The organism is Hymenobacter artigasi (genome assembly GCF_012275535.1).
Taxonomy (GTDB): Bacteria; Bacteroidota; Bacteroidia; order Cytophagales; family Hymenobacteraceae; genus Hymenobacter; species Hymenobacter artigasi.
Map to the genome: position 1 here is coordinate 169,862 of NZ_JAAVTK010000008.1, position 18,284 is coordinate 188,145.

13 protein-coding genes and 1 tRNA gene are annotated in these 18,284 nt (G+C 62.0%); 7 read left to right on the forward strand and 7 right to left on the reverse strand.

Features of this window, described 5'->3' with window-relative positions; translation table 11 throughout:
- Positions 1–84: 84 nt before the first annotated feature.
- Entirely contained in the window at positions 85–2,427 is a 2,343-nt protein-coding gene (locus HBN54_RS14320; RefSeq protein WP_168673901.1) for an endonuclease, read from the reverse strand.
- A gap of 178 nt (positions 2,428–2,605) precedes the next feature.
- Between HBN54_RS14320 and HBN54_RS14325 the strand changes: the two genes are divergently transcribed.
- Complete coding sequence (locus tag HBN54_RS14325) at positions 2,606–2,905, forward strand: rhodanese-like domain-containing protein (RefSeq protein ID WP_168673902.1); 300 nt, start codon at positions 2,606–2,608, stop codon at positions 2,903–2,905.
- Between the two features lie 97 nt (positions 2,906–3,002).
- On the opposite strand, the gene HBN54_RS14330 is transcribed toward HBN54_RS14325, so the two are convergent.
- Positions 3,003–4,940, reverse strand: coding sequence for a RecQ family ATP-dependent DNA helicase (locus HBN54_RS14330; RefSeq protein ID WP_168673903.1), 1,938 nt, complete (start codon positions 4,938–4,940; stop codon positions 3,003–3,005).
- Positions 4,941–5,217: 277 nt separating this feature from the next.
- On the opposite strand from HBN54_RS14330, the gene HBN54_RS14335 reads away from it, so the two are divergent.
- Complete coding sequence (locus HBN54_RS14335) at positions 5,218–5,772, forward strand: hypothetical protein (protein WP_168673904.1); 555 nt, start codon at positions 5,218–5,220, stop codon at positions 5,770–5,772.
- 116 nt (positions 5,773–5,888) lie between these two features.
- Here the strand turns inward: HBN54_RS14335 and HBN54_RS14340 are convergent, their stop codons facing one another.
- Entirely contained in the window at positions 5,889–6,677 is a 789-nt protein-coding gene (locus tag HBN54_RS14340) for a hypothetical protein (protein WP_168673978.1), read from the reverse strand.
- Between the two features lie 346 nt (positions 6,678–7,023).
- Complete coding sequence (locus HBN54_RS14345) at positions 7,024–7,683, reverse strand: ABC transporter ATP-binding protein (RefSeq protein WP_168673905.1); 660 nt, start codon at positions 7,681–7,683, stop codon at positions 7,024–7,026.
- Positions 7,684–7,818: 135 nt separating this feature from the next.
- Between HBN54_RS14345 and HBN54_RS14350 the strand changes: the two genes are divergently transcribed.
- Both HBN54_RS14350 and sucC read left to right on the forward strand, forming a co-directional pair.
- Positions 7,819–8,991 (forward strand): glycoside hydrolase family 113, encoded by a 1,173-nt coding sequence (locus tag HBN54_RS14350; protein WP_168673906.1) that lies wholly within the window; start codon positions 7,819–7,821, stop codon positions 8,989–8,991.
- A 222-nt stretch (positions 8,992–9,213) separates the two neighbouring features.
- The gene (gene sucC / locus HBN54_RS14355) at positions 9,214–10,407 is read left to right on the forward strand and encodes an ADP-forming succinate--CoA ligase subunit beta (RefSeq protein ID WP_168673907.1); all 1,194 of its coding nucleotides are present in this window, start codon (positions 9,214–9,216) and stop codon (positions 10,405–10,407) included.
- A gap of 92 nt (positions 10,408–10,499) precedes the next feature.
- Here the strand turns inward: sucC and HBN54_RS14360 are convergent, their stop codons facing one another.
- Entirely contained in the window at positions 10,500–10,931 is a 432-nt protein-coding gene (locus tag HBN54_RS14360) for an organic hydroperoxide resistance protein (RefSeq protein WP_168673908.1), read from the reverse strand.
- Positions 10,932–11,089: 158 nt separating this feature from the next.
- Here HBN54_RS14360 and HBN54_RS14365 point away from each other — a divergent pair.
- From HBN54_RS14365 to HBN54_RS14375, 3 genes are all read left to right on the forward strand, one after another.
- Positions 11,090–11,161, forward strand: a tRNA-Arg gene (locus HBN54_RS14365).
- A 329-nt stretch (positions 11,162–11,490) separates the two neighbouring features.
- Positions 11,491–13,932 (forward strand): TonB-dependent receptor, encoded by a 2,442-nt coding sequence (locus HBN54_RS14370; protein WP_168673909.1) that lies wholly within the window; start codon positions 11,491–11,493, stop codon positions 13,930–13,932.
- Between the two features lie 638 nt (positions 13,933–14,570).
- Complete coding sequence (locus HBN54_RS14375) at positions 14,571–15,062, forward strand: fasciclin domain-containing protein (RefSeq protein ID WP_235955542.1); 492 nt, start codon at positions 14,571–14,573, stop codon at positions 15,060–15,062.
- A gap of 224 nt (positions 15,063–15,286) precedes the next feature.
- Here the strand turns inward: HBN54_RS14375 and HBN54_RS14380 are convergent, their stop codons facing one another.
- Positions 15,287–17,275, reverse strand: coding sequence for a T9SS type A sorting domain-containing protein (locus tag HBN54_RS14380; RefSeq protein WP_168673910.1), 1,989 nt, complete (start codon positions 17,273–17,275; stop codon positions 15,287–15,289).
- A gap of 145 nt (positions 17,276–17,420) precedes the next feature.
- On the reverse strand, positions 17,421–18,182 hold the full coding sequence (locus HBN54_RS14385; RefSeq protein WP_168673911.1) for a PASTA domain-containing protein: 762 nt from the start codon (positions 18,180–18,182) through the stop codon (positions 17,421–17,423).
- Between the last annotated feature and the right edge of the window lie 102 nt (positions 18,183–18,284).

Here is an 18,284-nt window from a genome sequence, read left to right on the forward strand (position 1 = left end):
CTACTGTGCACTCAACCAACCGAACACAAAAAAGCCCCCCGACCAACCGGCCGGGGGGCTTTCTTATAGCCAAAGCAGGGCAGCTTACTGCACCACGACGCGGCCGGTATATTCGACCCCGGCGCACAGCACGCGCACGGCGTAGAGGCCGGCGGGCAAGCCGCGCAGGTCCACCGAAGCCGCTTCGGTGGCGCTGAGCAGGGCGGTGCGCTGGCGCACGGCGCGGCCCAGCATGTCGCGCACTTCCACCGTGGCGGCGAGGGCGGCCGACTGGCCGGGCAGGCGTAGCTGCACGTTTTCGGAAGCCGGGTTGGGGTAGATTTCGAGGGCCGTGCGCAGGCCGGCGGCGGTGCGGGTGGCCGTGGCCACGTTGCAGGCCGTGCTGGTGTAGCTGCCCACGCCGGCGAAGTTGTCCACGCCGTTGCCGGTCCAGGTGGCGGCACCGTAGGGGCCATACCAGCGGCCGCCCTGGTTGGTGTTGGGTAGGCGCACCATGGTGTTGTTCAGAGTTGAGCCGCCGCCGGCCACCGTCCATTCGGTGGGGCGCTGGCCAATTACGCCAATGATGTCGAGGGTGTCGGTGCCATCAAAGAGGGCAATGGCATCGTCGCCGTTGAAGTAGGCCACGGTGCTCAGCAGGTCGGCCTGAGCGGCCACGCCGTTATCGGTCACGCCAACGTTGGCAATCACGTACACGTCGCCCGGGGCGATGGTACCCGTCAGGGCCTGCGTGGTGGTGGGGGCGGTGGCGCCGTTGGCATACAGCACCACGCGCTTGCCGGCCAGGGGCATGGGCGAAGTGGTGGGGTTGTAGATTTCCAGTACCTTGGTGTTGCCCGTGTTCGACTCGGTGTACTGCGTGAAGTAGGGCTTGGTACAGGGCGCGCCGGCCGGGGCCGCGTCGTCGTTGGTGATGGTGAGGACGTGGGCAGTGGGCTGGCCCAGCAGCACGGTGGTGCTGGAGGGCGTGCCCAGGCGCAGGCGCACGGTTTCGTCGGGCTCGAAGGTCAGGTCGCCGTTCACAGTCACGGTCACGGCCCGGGTGGTGGGGCCGCCCACGGTGAAGCTCACGCTGGTGGTGTTCAGGGTGTAATCAGAAGGCGAAGAGGCGGTGCTGTTGGCCACGTCCACGCTCACCGGCACGGTGAGGGCGCTGGTGATGGCCGCGCCGGTCAGGGCCACGTTCACGGTGTAGGTGCTGGTGCCGGTGTTGCCTTCGATGATGGCACCCGTAGCCGAGGCGAAGCTCACCGTGGATGGCGTGCCGTCGTCGTTGAGGATGGTGAGCGTGTGCACGTTGGGGCCGCCCAGGCCGGTGCCGGTGCTGGCATTGGTCAGGTTGAGAACAACGGTTTCATCGGCTTCGGGCTGGGTGTCGCCGTTCACGTTCAGGGTCACGGTCTGGCTGGTGCTGCCGGCCGGGAAGGTCACGGTAGCGGGCGAGGCGAAGGTGAAATCGGAGCCGCTGGTGGCGGTCGAGTTCATTGCATCGAAGCTCACCTGCACGGTGGTGGCCGTGGTGGCGGCCGGGGCCAGGTTCACGGTAAACGTGTACGTGCTGGTGCCGGTATTGCCCTCAATGATGCTGCCCGTAGCGCTGGCAAACGTGAACACCGGGCCGGGAGGGGCCAGGCCGTAGGCCAGGGCCACCAGCTCGGGGTGCTCGATGTAGGGGTTGTAGTTGCCCTGGCTGGCGGCCACGCGGCGGTTGCGCTCAATCTCGTGGGCATCCACCGGGTCGGCCAGGTGCCAGGCGTAGAGAGTGGCCAGCGGGGCCAGTGCCGTGATGCTCTGGTGGCCGGTAGCAATCAGTTCCGGCTGGGTGTCGTGCATCGTGTAGAAGTAGAACGCCGTGCGGGCCACGTTGCCCTTGTGGTCTTCGCGGGGCTCAAACTGCGAGTTGGTGTCCTCGCTGTACTCGTCGATGTTGGTGGTCGGGATGGTGCTCTGGCTGGTAGTGTTGCGCATCCAGAGGGTGGTGGTGGCGTCCGGAATGTCGGCGTAGGGGTTATTGCCCCGGTTCGAGTTCCACTGAATGTAGGTGGGGTAGAGGTGGTGCATGTCCGACACCATGCGGGCAGCCGAGCTGAACCACGACTGCGGAATGCTGTGCTCGCAGTTGATATTGGCCGCCGACGTGGTGCTGCTGCTGGTGAAGCTGAACGGGTTCGGGGTGTTGTAGCCCGAGTACACGCAGGTTACCGAGCTGTTGTAGTTATCGGCGTAGTTATACATTTTGGCCCGGGCTCCGGCATAGGAGAGCACCGTGCGCTTGCCGTCGTACCAGTTGGTGCGCAGCCAGTCGCGCAGGGCCTGGCCCTGCAAGTTGGTGGGTGGAGCAGCCGGTACGGCCGGGAAAACCTGGGCCTGCAGCGCGGCAGGTACCAGGGCCAGCGCCACCAGCAGCGAAGCGAAAAAGTGTTTCATATGAAACGGGAGAAGGGGATAATGGGATGAGGGATAAGCGCGGTGGCAGAGGGAAGCAGTAAAGATAACGGATTCAGCCCGGGCAGCTGAAACCCCGCTCGTTACGAAACCAAGAAGACTTCGCCCTATTTTCGTCCCCTCATACCCCCATACTCTCATACCCTCATACCTTACACAAATGGCCGACATCACCACCACCGAACTCCGCCAGCGCCTGCAGGCCGGCGAAACCCCGCACCTCATCGACGTGCGCGAACCTTGGGAAAACGAAGAAGCGAGCATTCCCACGGCCCAGAACATCCCCCTCGGCTCCCTGCCCGAGAAGCTCGACGACCTCGATGCCTGGAAGGACGAGGAGGTAATTGTGCACTGCAAGAGTGGCTCCCGCTCCTCGCAGGCCAAAGCCTACCTCACCCAGCAGGGCTTCAGCAACGTGCGCAACCTGCTGGGCGGCTTCACTGAGTATTCGGCCGGTTAGCAAGTAAGCGCCTCCCTTGTAGCATATGCTTTAGCTTGTGCAGCGTCAGGCAGTTTCGCGCCATCGCCGCACAAGCTAAAGCATGTGCTACAAGCCGCTATGCCGCCACCAGCCGCCCGTCGGTCGCATACGCCAGCTCGCCCCGGTCCACCATTTCCCGCACGGCTGCAGTAATAGCCGCCGCATCCTTCGGCGGAAACGCGGCCAGCAGCTCGCGCGGCGACAGCGCCCCCGCCCGCAGGTGCGCCAGCAGCGGCTCTCGCAACGACGGAACCTGGGCGGCCGCCTGTGCCGCTTTTTTCTCGGCCAGGCAAATGTCACACACCCCGCAGCGGGCCGGGTCGGCCTCGTCGAAATAGGTGAGTAGCAGAATCTGGCGGCAGCGCGCGCCGCTCAGGTACTGGCCCACGGCATGCGTTTTGGCGCGGGCCAGGTCGCGGGCGGCCGTCATTCGCACCTGGTCGATGGGCAGCTTGGCCGCATCGAAGCGCGGCGTGGTGAACATGGCCTGCGGCGACTCCTGCTTGGGCTGGTAGTGCAATATGCCCGCCGTGTGCAGATAGCGCAGCTGCTGGCGCACTTCCACCACGCTGCGGCGCAGGTGCGTGGCCAGCGAATTTTCTGAAATGGTCTGAAAATCGGCAAACAGCTCGCCGCCGTGCAGCCGTAGCAGGGCCTTTATCAGCAAGTCGTGCTGCGCATTAGCCACCTGGAAGGTGTACAAATCCTGATGGCTCATTATCAGGTGCACCCGCGCCGGCTGGTTCACGGCTTCATTCAATTGCACGAAGCCTTCGCGCTGCAAAATCTTTAGCGAATTGTGCGCGTCCACGGCCTTGATTCGGTAGGTTTCGGCAAACTGCTGCAGGTCGAACTCGAACGCGGCCAGCTCGCCGCCACCTACCGCCGTGCGCGAGTAGTTGGCTAGGGCCTGGTACACGCGCTTCACGGTATCGAGGGGCGGAAACGACTGGCTGGTGCGGCGGCGCAGCTCGTCGGCATCGCTGGGCCCGGCCAGCAGCACGGCAAAGGCATATTGGCCGTCGCGCCCGGCGCGGCCGGCTTCCTGGTAGTAAGCTTCCAGGGTATCGGGTGCGTCGAGGTGGGCCACGAGGCGCACGTCGGGCTTGTCGATGCCCATGCCGAAGGCGTTGGTGGCTACGATGAGGCGTACTTTATCGGCAATCCAGTCCTGCTGCACCTGGGTGCGCTTTTCCGACGGCAGGCCCGCGTGGTAGGCCGCCGCCGCAAACCGGTGCTGCTGCAGAAACGCCGCCGTGTCCTCCGTCTGCCGCCGGGTGCGGGCGTACACAATGGCCGTTTTGTTCGGGCCCACGCCGCGCACCACTTCCAGCAGCCGGCGCAGCTTGTCCTCGGTCTGCAGCACCGAGTACGAAAGCTTGGGCCGCGCAAAGCTCTGCCGAAACACGCCCGAGCCCGGCCCAAACTTCAGCTTCTCCACGATGTCGGACTGCACCTGCGCCGTGGCCGTGGCCGTGAGGGCAATCACCGGCGTGCCGGGCGGCAGCTTCTCGCGCAGCTCGGCAATGCGCAGGTAGGGCGGCCGGAAATCATAGCCCCACTGCGAGAGGCAGTGCGCCTCGTCCACGGCCAGCAGGCCCACGTTCATCTTCGCCACCCGCACCTGAAACAGCTCCGTGAGCAGCCGCTCGGGCGACACGTACAGGAACTTCACGCTGCGGCCGTACACGCAGTTGTCCAGCGCGTGGTCAATTTCCTGGTGGCTCATGCCCGCGTAAATGGCCTCGGCCTTCAGCCCGCGCTTGCGCAGGTTGTCCACCTGGTCCTTCATCAGGGCAATGAGCGGCGACACCACGATGCAGATGCCCGGCCGCGCCAGCGCCGGCACCTGAAAGCAGATGCTCTTGCCGCCGCCGGTGGGCAGCAGCGCCAGCGTATCGTGCCCGTTTAAAACCGAATTGATGATTTCCTCCTGCCCCGGCCGGAATGCCGTGTGCCCCCAATGCTCCTTCAGTAGGGCTAATGGTGAGGTTTCGGTAGGAGCGGAGGACATGGGGCGAAGTTACGGCCAGGTGTTGCTAAACGATGGGCTTTTGCTTGGCTTTGTATTGTGCACCAAGACAACAATTGGCCGAAAAAACGCTTTCGGTAGGAGTTCGTAAAACTCGTCCCAAAACGGCATTTCGTGAACGACGAAAGTGAGCGAAGTTTCTTAAACTTAACGCACCCGCTTTCCTGTCTTTGAAAGGGCTTGTTTATACAAGTAGGCACTTCAGTGTTTCTTTTAGCAAAAGGAGCGTTAGTTTGCTGTCACCTACTTTGTCCTTCGCATGGCTAAGCTTCTTTTGGCACTCCTCTCGATTTTGCTGCCGTGCGCCGTGTCCGGTCAGCCCACGTGGCATCGCCCGCCTGGAGGCCTACAGCAGGAACGCTGCCTGGAGGCGGAAGTAAAGCAGCAACTCCGAACCCTGCGGCGCCAGCATGTCGACAGCCTGTTCACGGTGCGGCACTACTTCGAGCAGGGTGGCTTTGACCACGTGGTGGCCTACGTCGTCTGGCAACACGCCGGTCAAGGCCAGGTGCGCACGCTGCGCGGGTGTGGAGCGGAACAGAGCTCCCAACCTTTTCCAACCCAATCCTTATTTGCCTTTTATCAGCAGCACCAACTAGCTACCCTGCCAGAGTTGGTCGTCACCCACCTGCACGACCCGTACCTATATAGTGTCGAAGTCACCCTGCTGGGCCTCACTCATGCCTTCGTGCTGCAAGAGTACCAGCGCCAGCCCAGCCTTTCGCGCCCGCTCCTGCCTGGCGAAACCCCGACCATGCAGGCACCAGAACCGCGAAGCATGTGGGTGAGCCTTTTTGAACAAAGTCTTCCATAGAAGTTTGCCAAAACGGTGATTAAAACAATCCTGCCTCACTGCCCCTTAAAATATGCTCACCAAAAAGCCCGGCACCTTACGGCACCGGGCTAGTAGAAGCAGGAAAAGCAACAGGATTAAGCCGCCACCTTCTCCACGTTCTCACGGTCATCAATGGCCTTGCGCAACTTGGCAATGGCCTGCACCGCGCGCTCCTCATCGAGGCGGTTGATGTTGAGCAGCATCTTTGTCTTCTCCGGGCGGGTGATAACCGGATGGTTCAGCAGACGGATGATTTCCTCCTTGTGCGCAGCCGTGGCGTACTGCACCGGCGCGGCGGCCGGGGCATCAACCGTGGCGGCCGGAGCCTCGGCGGGCAGCACCTGCATGGCGGGCACGGGCTGGGCTGCTACCGGCGCGGGAGCGGCTACGGCCACCGTGTTGGTGTTGTAGTCCATTTCCTCGGCGGGCGTGGGCTCGTAGCCAGCGGCGCGGATTATCCAGGCCAGGCAGTTGCGGTAAGCCTTGCCGATGGCACGGGTCTGGGCCATGCTCATGATGGCAAATTCCTGGTAGAATTTCTTGCCACTCTCCTTGTTGGAGCACACCGCGAAGCCGGCGCCCACTGTGGTGCCGTGGCGCAGGTCAAAGAGCGTCACTTTGGCCTGGTACTTCATTTCCTCGGGGCTGCTCACGTTGATGACGTGTTCTACGATGGGCACGATGCCCAGGCGCGAACCGGCGTACTGCCAGCCCTCCACGTTCACAAACTCCTTGCCTTGCACGTTGGTCGTGAGCTTGTTATCCTTGATGAACTTAGCGAGGTCCTTCGCCAAATCCAGCGTCTCATCGGAGCGGGCAATGTCGTAGCTCTCGACTTTAACTTTTTTGGTAACTTCCTTGGTGGTTTTGGGGGCCTCGTTCATGGCTTTGTTCTTTAGTAATGTGTCCAACTGATGTTCGGGTTAATAACCCATGCCTAGAAAGAAACGTGCCAGAATTGCCAAAAATATTGGTAAATTTTATTGCTGTTGTTCAGTCATTTATCAGCAATAAGAAAATTATTAAGGACTAATCAGGTTGGGAAGGCTCGATGGCGGCCCTTACTAAGCTCCTCCGTTTAGTAAACATAGCCCGGCGGGCATCGTTTCGGCGGCGCCAGGCATCAGTTCCCGCAGCGGGTGCCGTGTAAAAAGGCGGAGGTCCGCAGAGCCGTGCCGAAACACTTCTGCGGACCTCTGCGGGAACCGATGTACAGGACGAGAAATGAACCTACCCGCCTTCCAGAATGTGCCCATCGCGCATCACAATCTTACGGTCGGCCATTTCGGCCAGCTGGTCGTTGTGCGTCACGATGACGAAGGTCTGGCCCAGCTCCTTGCGCAGCAGGAAGAAAATCTGGTGCAGCTCCTGGGCATTTTTGGTGTCGAGGTTGCCGCTGGGCTCGTCGGCAAAAATAATTTCGGGCGAGTTAATCAGGGCGCGGGCCACCGACACGCGCTGCTGCTCGCCGCCGCTCATCTCGCTGGGCTTGTGGTCGGCCCGGAACTCCATGTTGAGCATGCCGAGCAATTCGCGGGCCCGCACGCGCACTTCTTTTTCGGAGCGGCCGGCCAGGTAGGCAGGCAAGCACACGTTTTCGAGGGCCGTGAACTCGGGCAGCAGGTTGTGAAACTGGAAGATGAAGCCGATGTGCCGGTTGCGGAACCGGGCCAAATCGTTGCGCCCCAGCGAGCTCACCGACTCGCCATCGAACAGGATATCGCCCGAGTCCGGCGTGTCCAGCGTGCCCAGAATGTGCAGCAGCGTGCTCTTGCCAGCTCCCGAGGAACCGACAATGCTCACGATTTCCGACTTTTCAATCGTCAAATCAATGCCCTTGAGTACGTTCAGGGAATTGTAGCTCTTATGAATGTTGATAGCTTGCAGCAACGGCGGGCAGCGATAGACGTGAATGAAGCGGTAGTGGCAAAGCTACGCACAATCCGGGCGGTGCCGTGCCGCGCATTATACGCAGCCAGCCAATTAAGCGTAAACCGATTTTCCGCCTTGACTCCTTTTCTTTTCATGCCCCCTTCTTTCACTTCAGTGCGCCGCTGGTGGCCGCTGGCTTTGCTGGCCCTGGTGCCGCTGCTGGCCCTGTGGAGCTGGCCGCGCCGCGCCGCCCTCCCCGCCGAAACCGCCCGGCAGGCCCAGACGCTGGCCACGGCCCCATCGGCTTTTGAGGCGGCGTTTGCGCCGCGCGGCCGGGGCGCGGTGGTGTCGGACAGCACCCGCCTGCGTGGCGTGAGCTGGGTGGGCGGCGACTCCGTAACCATTGCCGAGCTGGCCCCGCTGCGGCGCGACCACATCAGCTGGATTGCCCAAACGCCCTTCGGCTGGCAGGCCGTCGCTGCCGAGCCCGCCGTGCAGCTGCACACCGCCCGGCCCGGCGGCCGCTTCGGCCTGTGGGGCGAAAGTGACGCCGGCATTGAATACACCGCCCGGCTGGCCCGGCCGCGCGGCATTCGCACCTTGCTCAAGCCGCACTTGTGGGTGCGGGGCCGCAGCGCCTGGCCCGGCGATATTAACATGACCAGCCCGGCGGCCTGGGATGCGTGGTTTGCCAGCTACACCACCTTTATTATGCACTACGCCGCGCTGGCCGAGGCCGCGCACCTCGACGGCCTGTGCATTGGCACCGAATTGCAGCACGCCACCGAGCCGGCCCACGAAAAAGCCTGGCGCAGCCTGATTAAGCAGATTCGGCAGGTGTACCACGGCCCGCTCACCTACGCGGCCAACTGGAGCGGCGAGTACGAGCAAATCCGGTTCTGGGACGCGCTCGACTACGTGGGCATTCAGGCCTATTTCCCCCTGTGCTCGTCTGCCAGCCCCTCGCTCGATACGCTGTTGCGCGGCTGGCAACCCCACCTGCAAAAGCTGGCGCAGTGGCAGAAAAAAATCAAAAAACCCGTAGTATTTACCGAAGTGGGCTACAAAACCACGCCCGATGCCGCCGCCCGCCCCTGGGAGTGGCCCGAGCGCACGGCCGCCCTGCAAACGCCCGACGAGGCCACCCAGGCCCGCTGCTACGAGTCGCTGTTTCGGGCCTGCTGGGGCCTGCCCTGGCTCAAAGGCATGTTTATCTGGAAGTGGTACCCCGGGCTGGAGGCCGACGGCCCGGCCCGCCGCCACGCCGACTTCACACCCCAGCACAAGCCCGCCGAGCAAGTGCTGGCGCGGTGGTACGGTATGTAGCACCCAAGCTTGTACCATAAGCTTTCGCTTGTGACGAGCGCAGCGAGTTTCGGCGTCCGCGCCGTTCAACGGGCACACCCGCTGCGCTCGTCACAAGCGAAAGCTTATGGTACATGAATATGGCACAATTCGGGCTACAATTGGGCTACTGCCTGCCTGCTTCGTACTTTCGCCCCAACAACCGCGAGGTAGCGTAGCTAAAACCACCCCTTACCCGTTTTTATGAACATTCACGAATATCAGGGCAAAGAAATCCTGAAAAAATACGGCGTCCGCGTGCAGGAAGGCATCACCGCCGATACCCCCGAGGAGGCCGTAGCCGCCGCCGAGAAGCTCACCGCCGACACCGGTACCAGCTGGTACGTGCTGAAAGCGCAAATCCACGCCGGCGGCCGGGGCAAAGGGGGTGGAGTGAAACTCGCCAAGGGCATCGACAAGGTGAAGGATATTGCCGAAAGCATCCTCGGCATGCAGCTCATCACCAAGCAGACCGGTCCCGAGGGCCGCAAAGTACATAAGGTATTGGTGGCGCAGGACGTGTACTACCCCGGCGCTTCGGAGCCGAAGGAGTACTACATGAGCGTGCTGCTGGACCGTGAGCTGGGCAAAAACGTCATCATCTACACCACCGAGGGTGGCATGGACATCGAGGAGGTAGCCGAGTCGCACCCCGAGAAAATCCACCGCGAGCACGTAGACCCTTCGGTAGGCCTGCAAGGCTTCCAGGCCCGCAAAATTGCCTTCAACCTCGGTTTGGAAGGTGAGGCCCAAAAGGAAATGGTGAAGTTTGTAACCGCTTTGTACAAGGCCTACGACGAAACCGATTCCAGCATGTTCGAAATCAACCCGGTGCTGAAAACGTCGGACAACAAAATCCTGGCCGTTGACGCCAAGGTGACGCTGGACGAAAACGCCCTGTACCGCCACAAGGATTTCGTGGCCCTGCGCGACTTCAATGAGGAAGACCCCCTGGAAGTAGAAGCCAGCCAGAACAACCTGAACTACGTGAAGCTCGACGGCAACGTGGGCTGCATGGTGAACGGCGCCGGCCTGGCCATGGCCACCATGGACATCATCAAGCTGAGCGGTGGCGAGCCCGCCAACTTCCTCGACGTAGGGGGTGGAGCCAACGCCCAGACGGTAGAAGCGGGCTTCCGCATCATCCTGAAGGACCCGAACGTGAAGGCCATCCTGATTAACATCTTCGGCGGCATCGTGCGGTGCGACCGGGTTGCTAATGGGGTAGTTGAGGCTTACAAAGCCATCGGCGACATCCGCGTGCCCATCATCGTGCGCCTGCAAGGCACCAACGCCGAAGAAGGTGCCCGCATCATCGACGAGAGCGGCCTGAAAGTAGCCTCGGCCGTGTTGCTGAAGGATGCTGCCGCCCGTGTGAAAGAAGTGCTGGCCGCGTAGCGGCAATTATAAATTTTGAGTTATAAATTATAAATGGCCACTGGAGCATCTCCGGTGGCCATTTATAATTTATAACTCAAAATTTATAATTTCTACAAAATGGCCTCGCCTTTCACGCGCAGCTCCACTTCCATGTTGCCGCGGGTGCCCACCGAGTAGGGGCAAATCTGGTGGGCGTGGCGCACCATGTCCAGCGTTTTTTCCTGGTCGAAGGATTTGAGGTCCACGTCGAGCACGGCGCTCAGGCCGTAGCCTTCGCCCTCCTGAAACAGGGTAACCGAGCACTGCACGGTGGTTTCGGGGTCGAGCCGGTCGCCAGCCTTTTGGGCGATGACGAGCAGGGCCTGCTGGAAGCACGAGGCGTAGCCAGCGGCAAACAGCTCTTCGGGGTTGGTAGCGTTTTTCTTGCCGCCCAGGCCCTCGGGTACCGACATGTCGAGGTCGATGATGCCGGTGGAGGAACGGACGTGGCCGCTGCGGCCACCAACGGCCGAAGCATCGGCCGTATACAGGTTCTTTTTCATGAATGAGGCGTGAAAGTGGAAATTTCTGATGCAATAAGGGTCGTTGGCTTAACTCGTTTTGGCCCGCCCGGGTTATGGCATTCGGGGAAAATTGCCAAGGAATTTGGCGCGGAAATTTGGTCGCCCTCGCTTTTATGGCTACTTTTGCAGCCTAATACGGCCGCGTCGTACAACGGATAGTATGAGAGTTTCCGAAGCTCTTGATTTAGGTTCGATTCCTAACGCGGCCACTTAAAACCCCATTTCCTGCTTGGAAATGGGGTTTTTTATTTTCGGGGGTTCTGTACAGGGCACGAATGGGCATTTTCCTCGCTGAAACGGCTTGTCGAAGCGTCAGTCAGCACAGGCCCGGAGTTGCTGTTCTACGATATATTCGGCCTGGGTTCAAGTTCATTTACGGGGTGTAACGACGTGACAATTCGCGACGCTGTATTTCGCGCATTAACTCGAAATATGCCCCAGGAGGCTGTACGGGCAAGTATTTGCGCGGGCTGCCGGCTTTTTGCCCGCTCTGCGTGACAATTAGCAAACATTTTCCTTTCCCGATACTTGGTGCTGCATGAGAATAATTACCCTGCTGCTTTTTCTGCTGTTTTCCTTCGCTGGCCGCGCCCAGAACCCGGGCACCGTGGCCGGTACCGTGCGCGACCGGGCCACCCAGGAAGCCCTGCCCGGCGTGAGCGTAACGCTGGAAGGCACCACTTTCGGCACCGCGACCGATGCGGAAGGCCGCTACCGCCTCACGGGTGTGCCGGCGGGCGCCTACAACCTGCGCGCCAGCTTCGTGGGCTACGATGCCCTGCTGCGCGCCGACGTGGCCGTGAGCAGCGGCAACGTGAACACCCTCAGCCTGGAGCTCAACAAAAGCCCCCAGGCACTGGGCGAGGTGACCGTGACGGCCAACCGCGCCATTCGGGTGGCCACGGCCGAAACGCCGCTGAGCGTGCAGCGCCTCACCACCGAGGAAATCAAGAGCAACCCGGGCGGCAACTTCGACATTTCGCGGGTGATACAGAGCCTGCCCGGCGTGGGCGGCGGGGGCAGCGGAGGCACGGCCGGCTTCCGCAACGACATCATCATCCGGGGGGGCGCGCCCAACGAAAACGTGTACTACCTCGACGGCATTGAGGTGCCCATTATCAACCACTTTCCCACGCAGGGCAGCGCGGGCGGGCCGGCCGGCATCCTCAACGTCAGCTTTATTGAGGACGTGACGCTGAGCTCCTCAGCGTTTCAGGCGCGGTACGATAACGCGCTGAGTTCGGTGCTGCAGTTCCGGCAGCGCGACGGCAACTCGGAGCGGCTGCAGGGCAACCTGCGCACCTCGGGCACCGAGGTGGCGGCCACGCTCGAAGGGCCGCTCACCAAGAACACCACGTTTTTGGCTTCCGCCCGGCGCAGCTACCTGCAGGTGTTGTTTAAGCTGATTGACTTGCCCATCCGGCCCGATTTCTACGACTTTCAGTTTAAAACCACAACGAAGATTTCGCCCAAAACCACGCTCACCACGCTGGGGCTGGGGGCCATCGACCACTTCGAGATTGTGCCGCCCAGGAAGAGCTCGCCCAGCAAGGAGTTCATCCTGCGCAACAACCCCACCATCGACCAGTGGAACTACACCGTGGGCCTGAACCTGCGCCACCTCGTGGATAACGGCTACCTGAACCTGGCCCTGAGCCGCACCCAGCAGCACAGCGCCGCCGACCAGTTCCAGTACGGCTACACCGGCCAGGAGGCCTACCGCAAGCTATTTGCCCGCAGCGGTGAAACCGAAAACAAGCTGCGCGCCGACGTGAACAAGCGTGTGGGCCGCTGGCAGTACAGCTACGGCGTAGTGGGCCAGCTGGTGCATTACGATAACAACCTGCGCAACCGCATCCGGGCCGAAGTGCGCGATGCCAGCGGTGCGCTCGTGAGCCCGGCCGTGACGGTGAACTTCACCACCAGCCTCGATTTTGTGCGCTACGGCCTGTTTGCCCAGGCCACCCGCACCTACGGGCCCGAGGGCCGCCTCACGGTATCGGCCGGCGTGCGGGCCGATGGCACCAGCGCCCTGCTCCAAGGCTACCGGCTCGACCGCACGCTCTCGCCGCGGGCATCATTGAGCTACGCCCTGCTGCCCACCCTGAACCTGAACGCCAGCCTGGGCCGCTACTATAAGATTCCGCCGAGCACCATTCTCGGCTACCGCGACCCGGCGGGCCGGCTCGTGAACGAGGGCAGCCGCTACATCCGGTCCGACCACGCCGTGGCGGGGCTGGAGTGGCTGCCCACCCAGGGCACCCGCGTCACGCTGGAGGGCTTCTATAAAAAGTACGCCTACTACCCGGTGAGCGCGCGCGACGGCATCAGCCTGGCCAACCTGGGCGGCGATTTCAACGCCATTGGCAACGAGGCCATCACCAGCACCGGCGACGGGCGCGCCTATGGGGCCGAAGCCTTTTTCCAGCAGAAGCTCAGCGGCAAGCTCTTCGCCATTGTGTCGCTCACGGCCTTCCGCTCCGAGTTTTCGGGGCGCGATGGGGTGTACCGGCCCACGGCCTGGGACACGCGCTTTCTGGGCTCGGCGCTGCTGGGCTACAAGCTGGGCCGGGGCTGGGAAATAGGGGCCAAGTACCGCATCGGCGGCGGCGCGCCCTACACGCCCTACGACGAAGCCGCCAGCCGCGCCAGCTACCAGGCCGTGGGCCAGGGCATCCTCGACTACAGCCAGCTCAACACGCGCCGGCTCGGGGGCTTTCAGCAGCTCGACCTGCGCCTCGACAAAAAAGTGAGCCTGCGCCGCCTGAGCTTCGATTTCTACATCGACGTGCAGAATGCGCTGCTGACCAAGCCCGTATCGGTGCCCACCTACACCTTCGAGCGTCTGCCCGACAACTCCGGCTACACCACCACCGACGGCCAGCCCCTGCGCCCGGATGGCGGCAACGCCGTACCGGTTTTATTGCCGGCAAGTGACGCGCTGGTAGTGCCCACAATTGGGTTCATCGTGGAGTTTTAAGGGCCAGCCGTTGGGGTGGAGGTCGGCTTGTTTGATATGAAGCAAAGATGTAGCGCGGGGTGGTGCGACGACGATTTCGGTCGTCGCACCACTCCGCGCTAGGCATTTGTTCGAAATGGTTGCGTGGGCGCTGCTTGTTTCTGCCGTGGCCACAGGAAAGCTCCTTTGCAGCCTGCAAAGGAGCTTTCCTGCTTCGTGCCCTGCTGCATCGATATGCAGCAGCTTGACATTTTTGAACTGCCGATGTAATAACTACTGCATGAACAAATAAAACATATATAAATATTTTATGTTATAAACAAGATTTAACACCGCTGTGGGCACATGCGTTAAACCCAATACTACCGTGCCGCCGTATAGGCTGAACACTATTAGTGACTCTCACTCCAACTCCCAATACCATGAACACGAAAACCATCTTCACCGCCCTCGCCCTCACCGTAGCCTGCTCGGCCACCTCCTTCGCGCAGGATATGAAGACCAAGAGCGACGACGAGAAAACAAAAACCACCGTCGACGGCATGATGACCAAGACCAAAATGGCCGACGACGGCAAAATGAAAGTCAAAGGCAAATCGGCCGCTGGCGACAAAATGAAAGCCAAAACTCAGCCCCGCTCCGCTGCCGACCGCAAAAAGATGGGCATGGCAGATAACGCAATGAGCAACGGCGTAATGGTGGGCGGTGCCATGATGACCCCCGATAAAGACATCGTGGACAACGCCGCCGGCAGCGCCGACCACACCACGCTGGTAGCCGCCGTGAAAGCCGCTGGCCTGGTTGAAACGCTGAAAAGCGCCGGCCCCTTCACCGTATTTGCCCCCACCAACGCGGCTTTTGATAAGCTGCCCGCTGGCACCGTAAATTCGCTGGTGACGCCCGAAATGAAGCCCACCCTCACTAAAATCCTCACCTACCACGTAGTGCCCGGCCGCCTCACGGCCGCCGACCTCAAGAATGGCCAGGTGCTGACCACCGTAGAAGGCGAGCAGCTGACGGTAATGATATCCGGCAGCAACGTAATGCTGAAAGACGCCAAGGGCGGCATGGCCACGGTCACCATCCCGAACGTGATGTCGAGCAACGGCGTAACGCACGTAATTGACACCGTGCTGATGCCGGCTAAGTAGTTAGCAAATTCAGGCTTCGTGCCCCAATAAAAAGCCGTCCGGAGTTATCCGGACGGCTTTTTTGCTGATAAAGCGGCATTGCGCCGGTCTGACCGCCCTAGGCGGTCCGACCGGTTGAAGCACCCCCCGATTTCGTCCGCACGACAACCGGTCAGACCGCCTAGGGCGGTCTGACCGGCGCAACGACTTCCTAAAAAGCTTCGATTGCTACAGGGGCACAAACGCTATTCCAGCATCAGCTTTTGCCCGATGGTGCGGCCGTCGGCCAGGGTCAGGCGCACGGTGTAGAGGCCGGCGGGCAGCGTGGGCAGGGCCAGGGTGGGGTTGCCGGCCTGGGCAGTGGGCTGCTGCCACACCACGCGGCCGAGGGCATCGACCAATACTGCCCGCACAAAACCCGGCCCGGCAATACTTACGGTGCCGTGACCGTGCCCGGCAGGGGCGGGGTTGGGGTATAGGCTGTAGGCGGCGGCGGCGCGGCCGGCGGCCGTGGCGGTGGCCACGTTATTGGTCATCACGGGGCGCATCATGAGCGCGCCCCGGCCGGATGCGAAGTTGGTGGTGTCCCACACGCCGGCGTTGTCGCGGCGCAACAGGTGCTGGGCCGGGAAGCTGCTGTTGTAGTCGAGGCCATAGGGCAGGATGCGGCCCGCCGAGGTAGAAGGCTGCGAAAAGCCCACGTAAAAAATGCCCGATACCGGCACCGGCTGGTCAAAATCAATCTGATAATACTGCCAGCCGGCCGGAATATTGGCGGCGGCCGGGATGGTGGCCGTTTTGGTAACCCGGGCGGTGGCAGCGGGGCGGCCGTTCGCATTGTCCCACACGCTGATGGTGACGGGGCGGGCATCGAAATCCAGCGTCCGGTTGCCGCCGGCCACGCTGGAGCCGGGATATACTGGGTACAGGCGCAGGCCGCGCACGTAGTCGGCCTGGTTCAAATCGAAGCGGTAGGCGAAGGCGAGCTGCTGGCCGCTGGTGAAGGGGTCGAGGTTGGTAAATCCTTCGGCCGTACCATCGTCGTAGGCGTAGTAATTGGCCAGCTCCACGTCCCGAAAAATGGTGTCGTTGGGCAGCGTAAGTGGGTTTTGCTCCTGCGAGTTCAGCGCCATGGTGTAGCGCAGGCGCTTGGCATCGGGCGTGGCAGGCAGGGCCACGGTGCTGGCCGCATCAGTCACGGGCGTGAGGCGGGGCAGCGTGCCCAGCGGCAGGCTGCGTTGCAGCCAGGTACCCAGCACCGGGCCGGCCGGCAGCTGCTGCACGGTGCCCAGCACGTTCACGTTGAGTGGGAGCAGGCCGCTGCGCAGGTTGCTGTAGTTCACGCCCAGCCTGGCGGTCAGCTCGCTGCCGGGCGGCGAGGCCGCGTTGAATTGCCAGACCGGCATGGAGGTGAAGCGGCGCAGGGGGCTGCGCATGCCCCCCGACGGATTGCCGCCGGTGAGGCCGCCCCCGGCCCCCGAATCCAGAAACGTGGTATCGGCCAGGCCGGCGGTGCGGCCCCGGTTCAGCAGAATATAGTCCACGCTCCAGTTGTCGCGGTTTTCGGAGCTGTTGCCGGTGGCAATGAACATAAACTGGAAATTGCCGTGCAGGTATTTGGCCTGCTCCAGCAGCACTACCTGCTGCCGGAAGCCGGTGCGCACGCGCTGGCCGTTGTAGGCCCACACCTGCTCCCAGGCATTGGCGTCGGTTTTCACAAACAGCTCCAGACGCACGGGGGTAGTGCTGCCGTTGGACCCTGGGGTGCTCACGATGCTGCCGGCCTGCCAGGCAAAGCTGAGCGCTACCTTGTCGTTGGCCGTGAGGCCGCCCAGGTTGATGGGCTGCGATACCAGCGAGTCGATGGGGCCGTACACAATGTTTACCTGGCCGCTGTAGTTCTGGCCGTTGGCGCGCAGGCCGTCGAGGGTGGCGGCCCCCCGGGTGAGGGGCTGAATGGCCAGGCGGTTGCTCACGAATGCGCCCCCCGTGGGCATCCACTTTTGCGGGTTGGGCGTACCGTTCAGCGGCGTGGTGAAGTCATCGAAAAAGGGCAGCGCCAGGGATGCAGTGCCCCGCAGCTGGGCACGGGTGGCGGCGGTGGGTGCATAAGCCGCCCGGCCGGGGTCAGCCGACAGGGGCTCGGAAGGCGAGAGCTGGGCCGAGGCCGCGCCGGCGCTCAGCAGCAGCGCCGGCAGCAGCAAGCGCGACAACATGTGGAATCGTGGCATCATAAGTTAGCAGGAGGTTGAGGGCCTAACGACCAAAGCGCCCGGAATAGTGCATTACGACGAAGCGGTGCCCCGCGCCGCCATGCCAGTGAAAAAGCTTGCCCGGCACGGCGACGCAAAGCACCGCTTTGCGTTGAAAATTAACGGCTTATTTCGCTACCCAGATATCTACCAGCTGGCCCATCCGGATGGTGGCATCCGGGCCAGGGGTGGGGCGCTGGCGCACCACCGTGCCGGGCGTCTGGCCATCGGCGGCGGGCTGCTCAAACACTTCGCCTTTTTGCAGGCCCTGGCCCACGAGGAGCGTAATGGCCTCATCCTCGGGCATATTGATGAGATTGGGCACGGCGAAGGTCTGGTTGCCCTGGCCGTCGCCCACCACGAGGTCGACCTTGGTGCCTTTGGCGATGGGCGCGCCGGCCGCGATTTCCTTGCCGTTCACCAGCTGCTTCAGTACCGCGCCGGAGGCTAGGTCGGGCACCAGCTGAATCTGGCCCACCACGAGGTCGTAGCTTTTGAGAATGAGCATGGCGTTTTTCGAGGAGCCATCGGTGAGCTTGGGCATCTTAATCACTGGCGGGTTCTTCATGCTCACCTGCAGGTAGATTTTGCGGCCTTCCTTCACTTTTTCGCCGGGGGCGGGGTCCTGCACCAGCACCGTGAAGGGGCGGATGTTAGGGCTGTAGCTGGAGTCGTCCACGAAGTAGTTCAGGTTGCGCTCGTCGAGGTAGGCTTCGAGGTCGGCCACGTTCATGCCCGTCACCTTGGGCACCGTGATGGTTTCGCCGTGGTGGGTGCTCATGGGCAGGTACACGTAGAAAAAGCCTAGTACGAGCAGCAGGCCCGCCACGGCAATGAGCACGAAGTGCTTCACAACGTCGAGCGGGGTATTGGAGGTGAGGAAAGCCATTTGGTAATTCAGATGCTATTTGAAAGAATAAAGAACGTCATAATCGCCCGTCATGCAGAGCGCAGCGAAGCATCTTTACCGCGCAACGCAATCAATTACTAT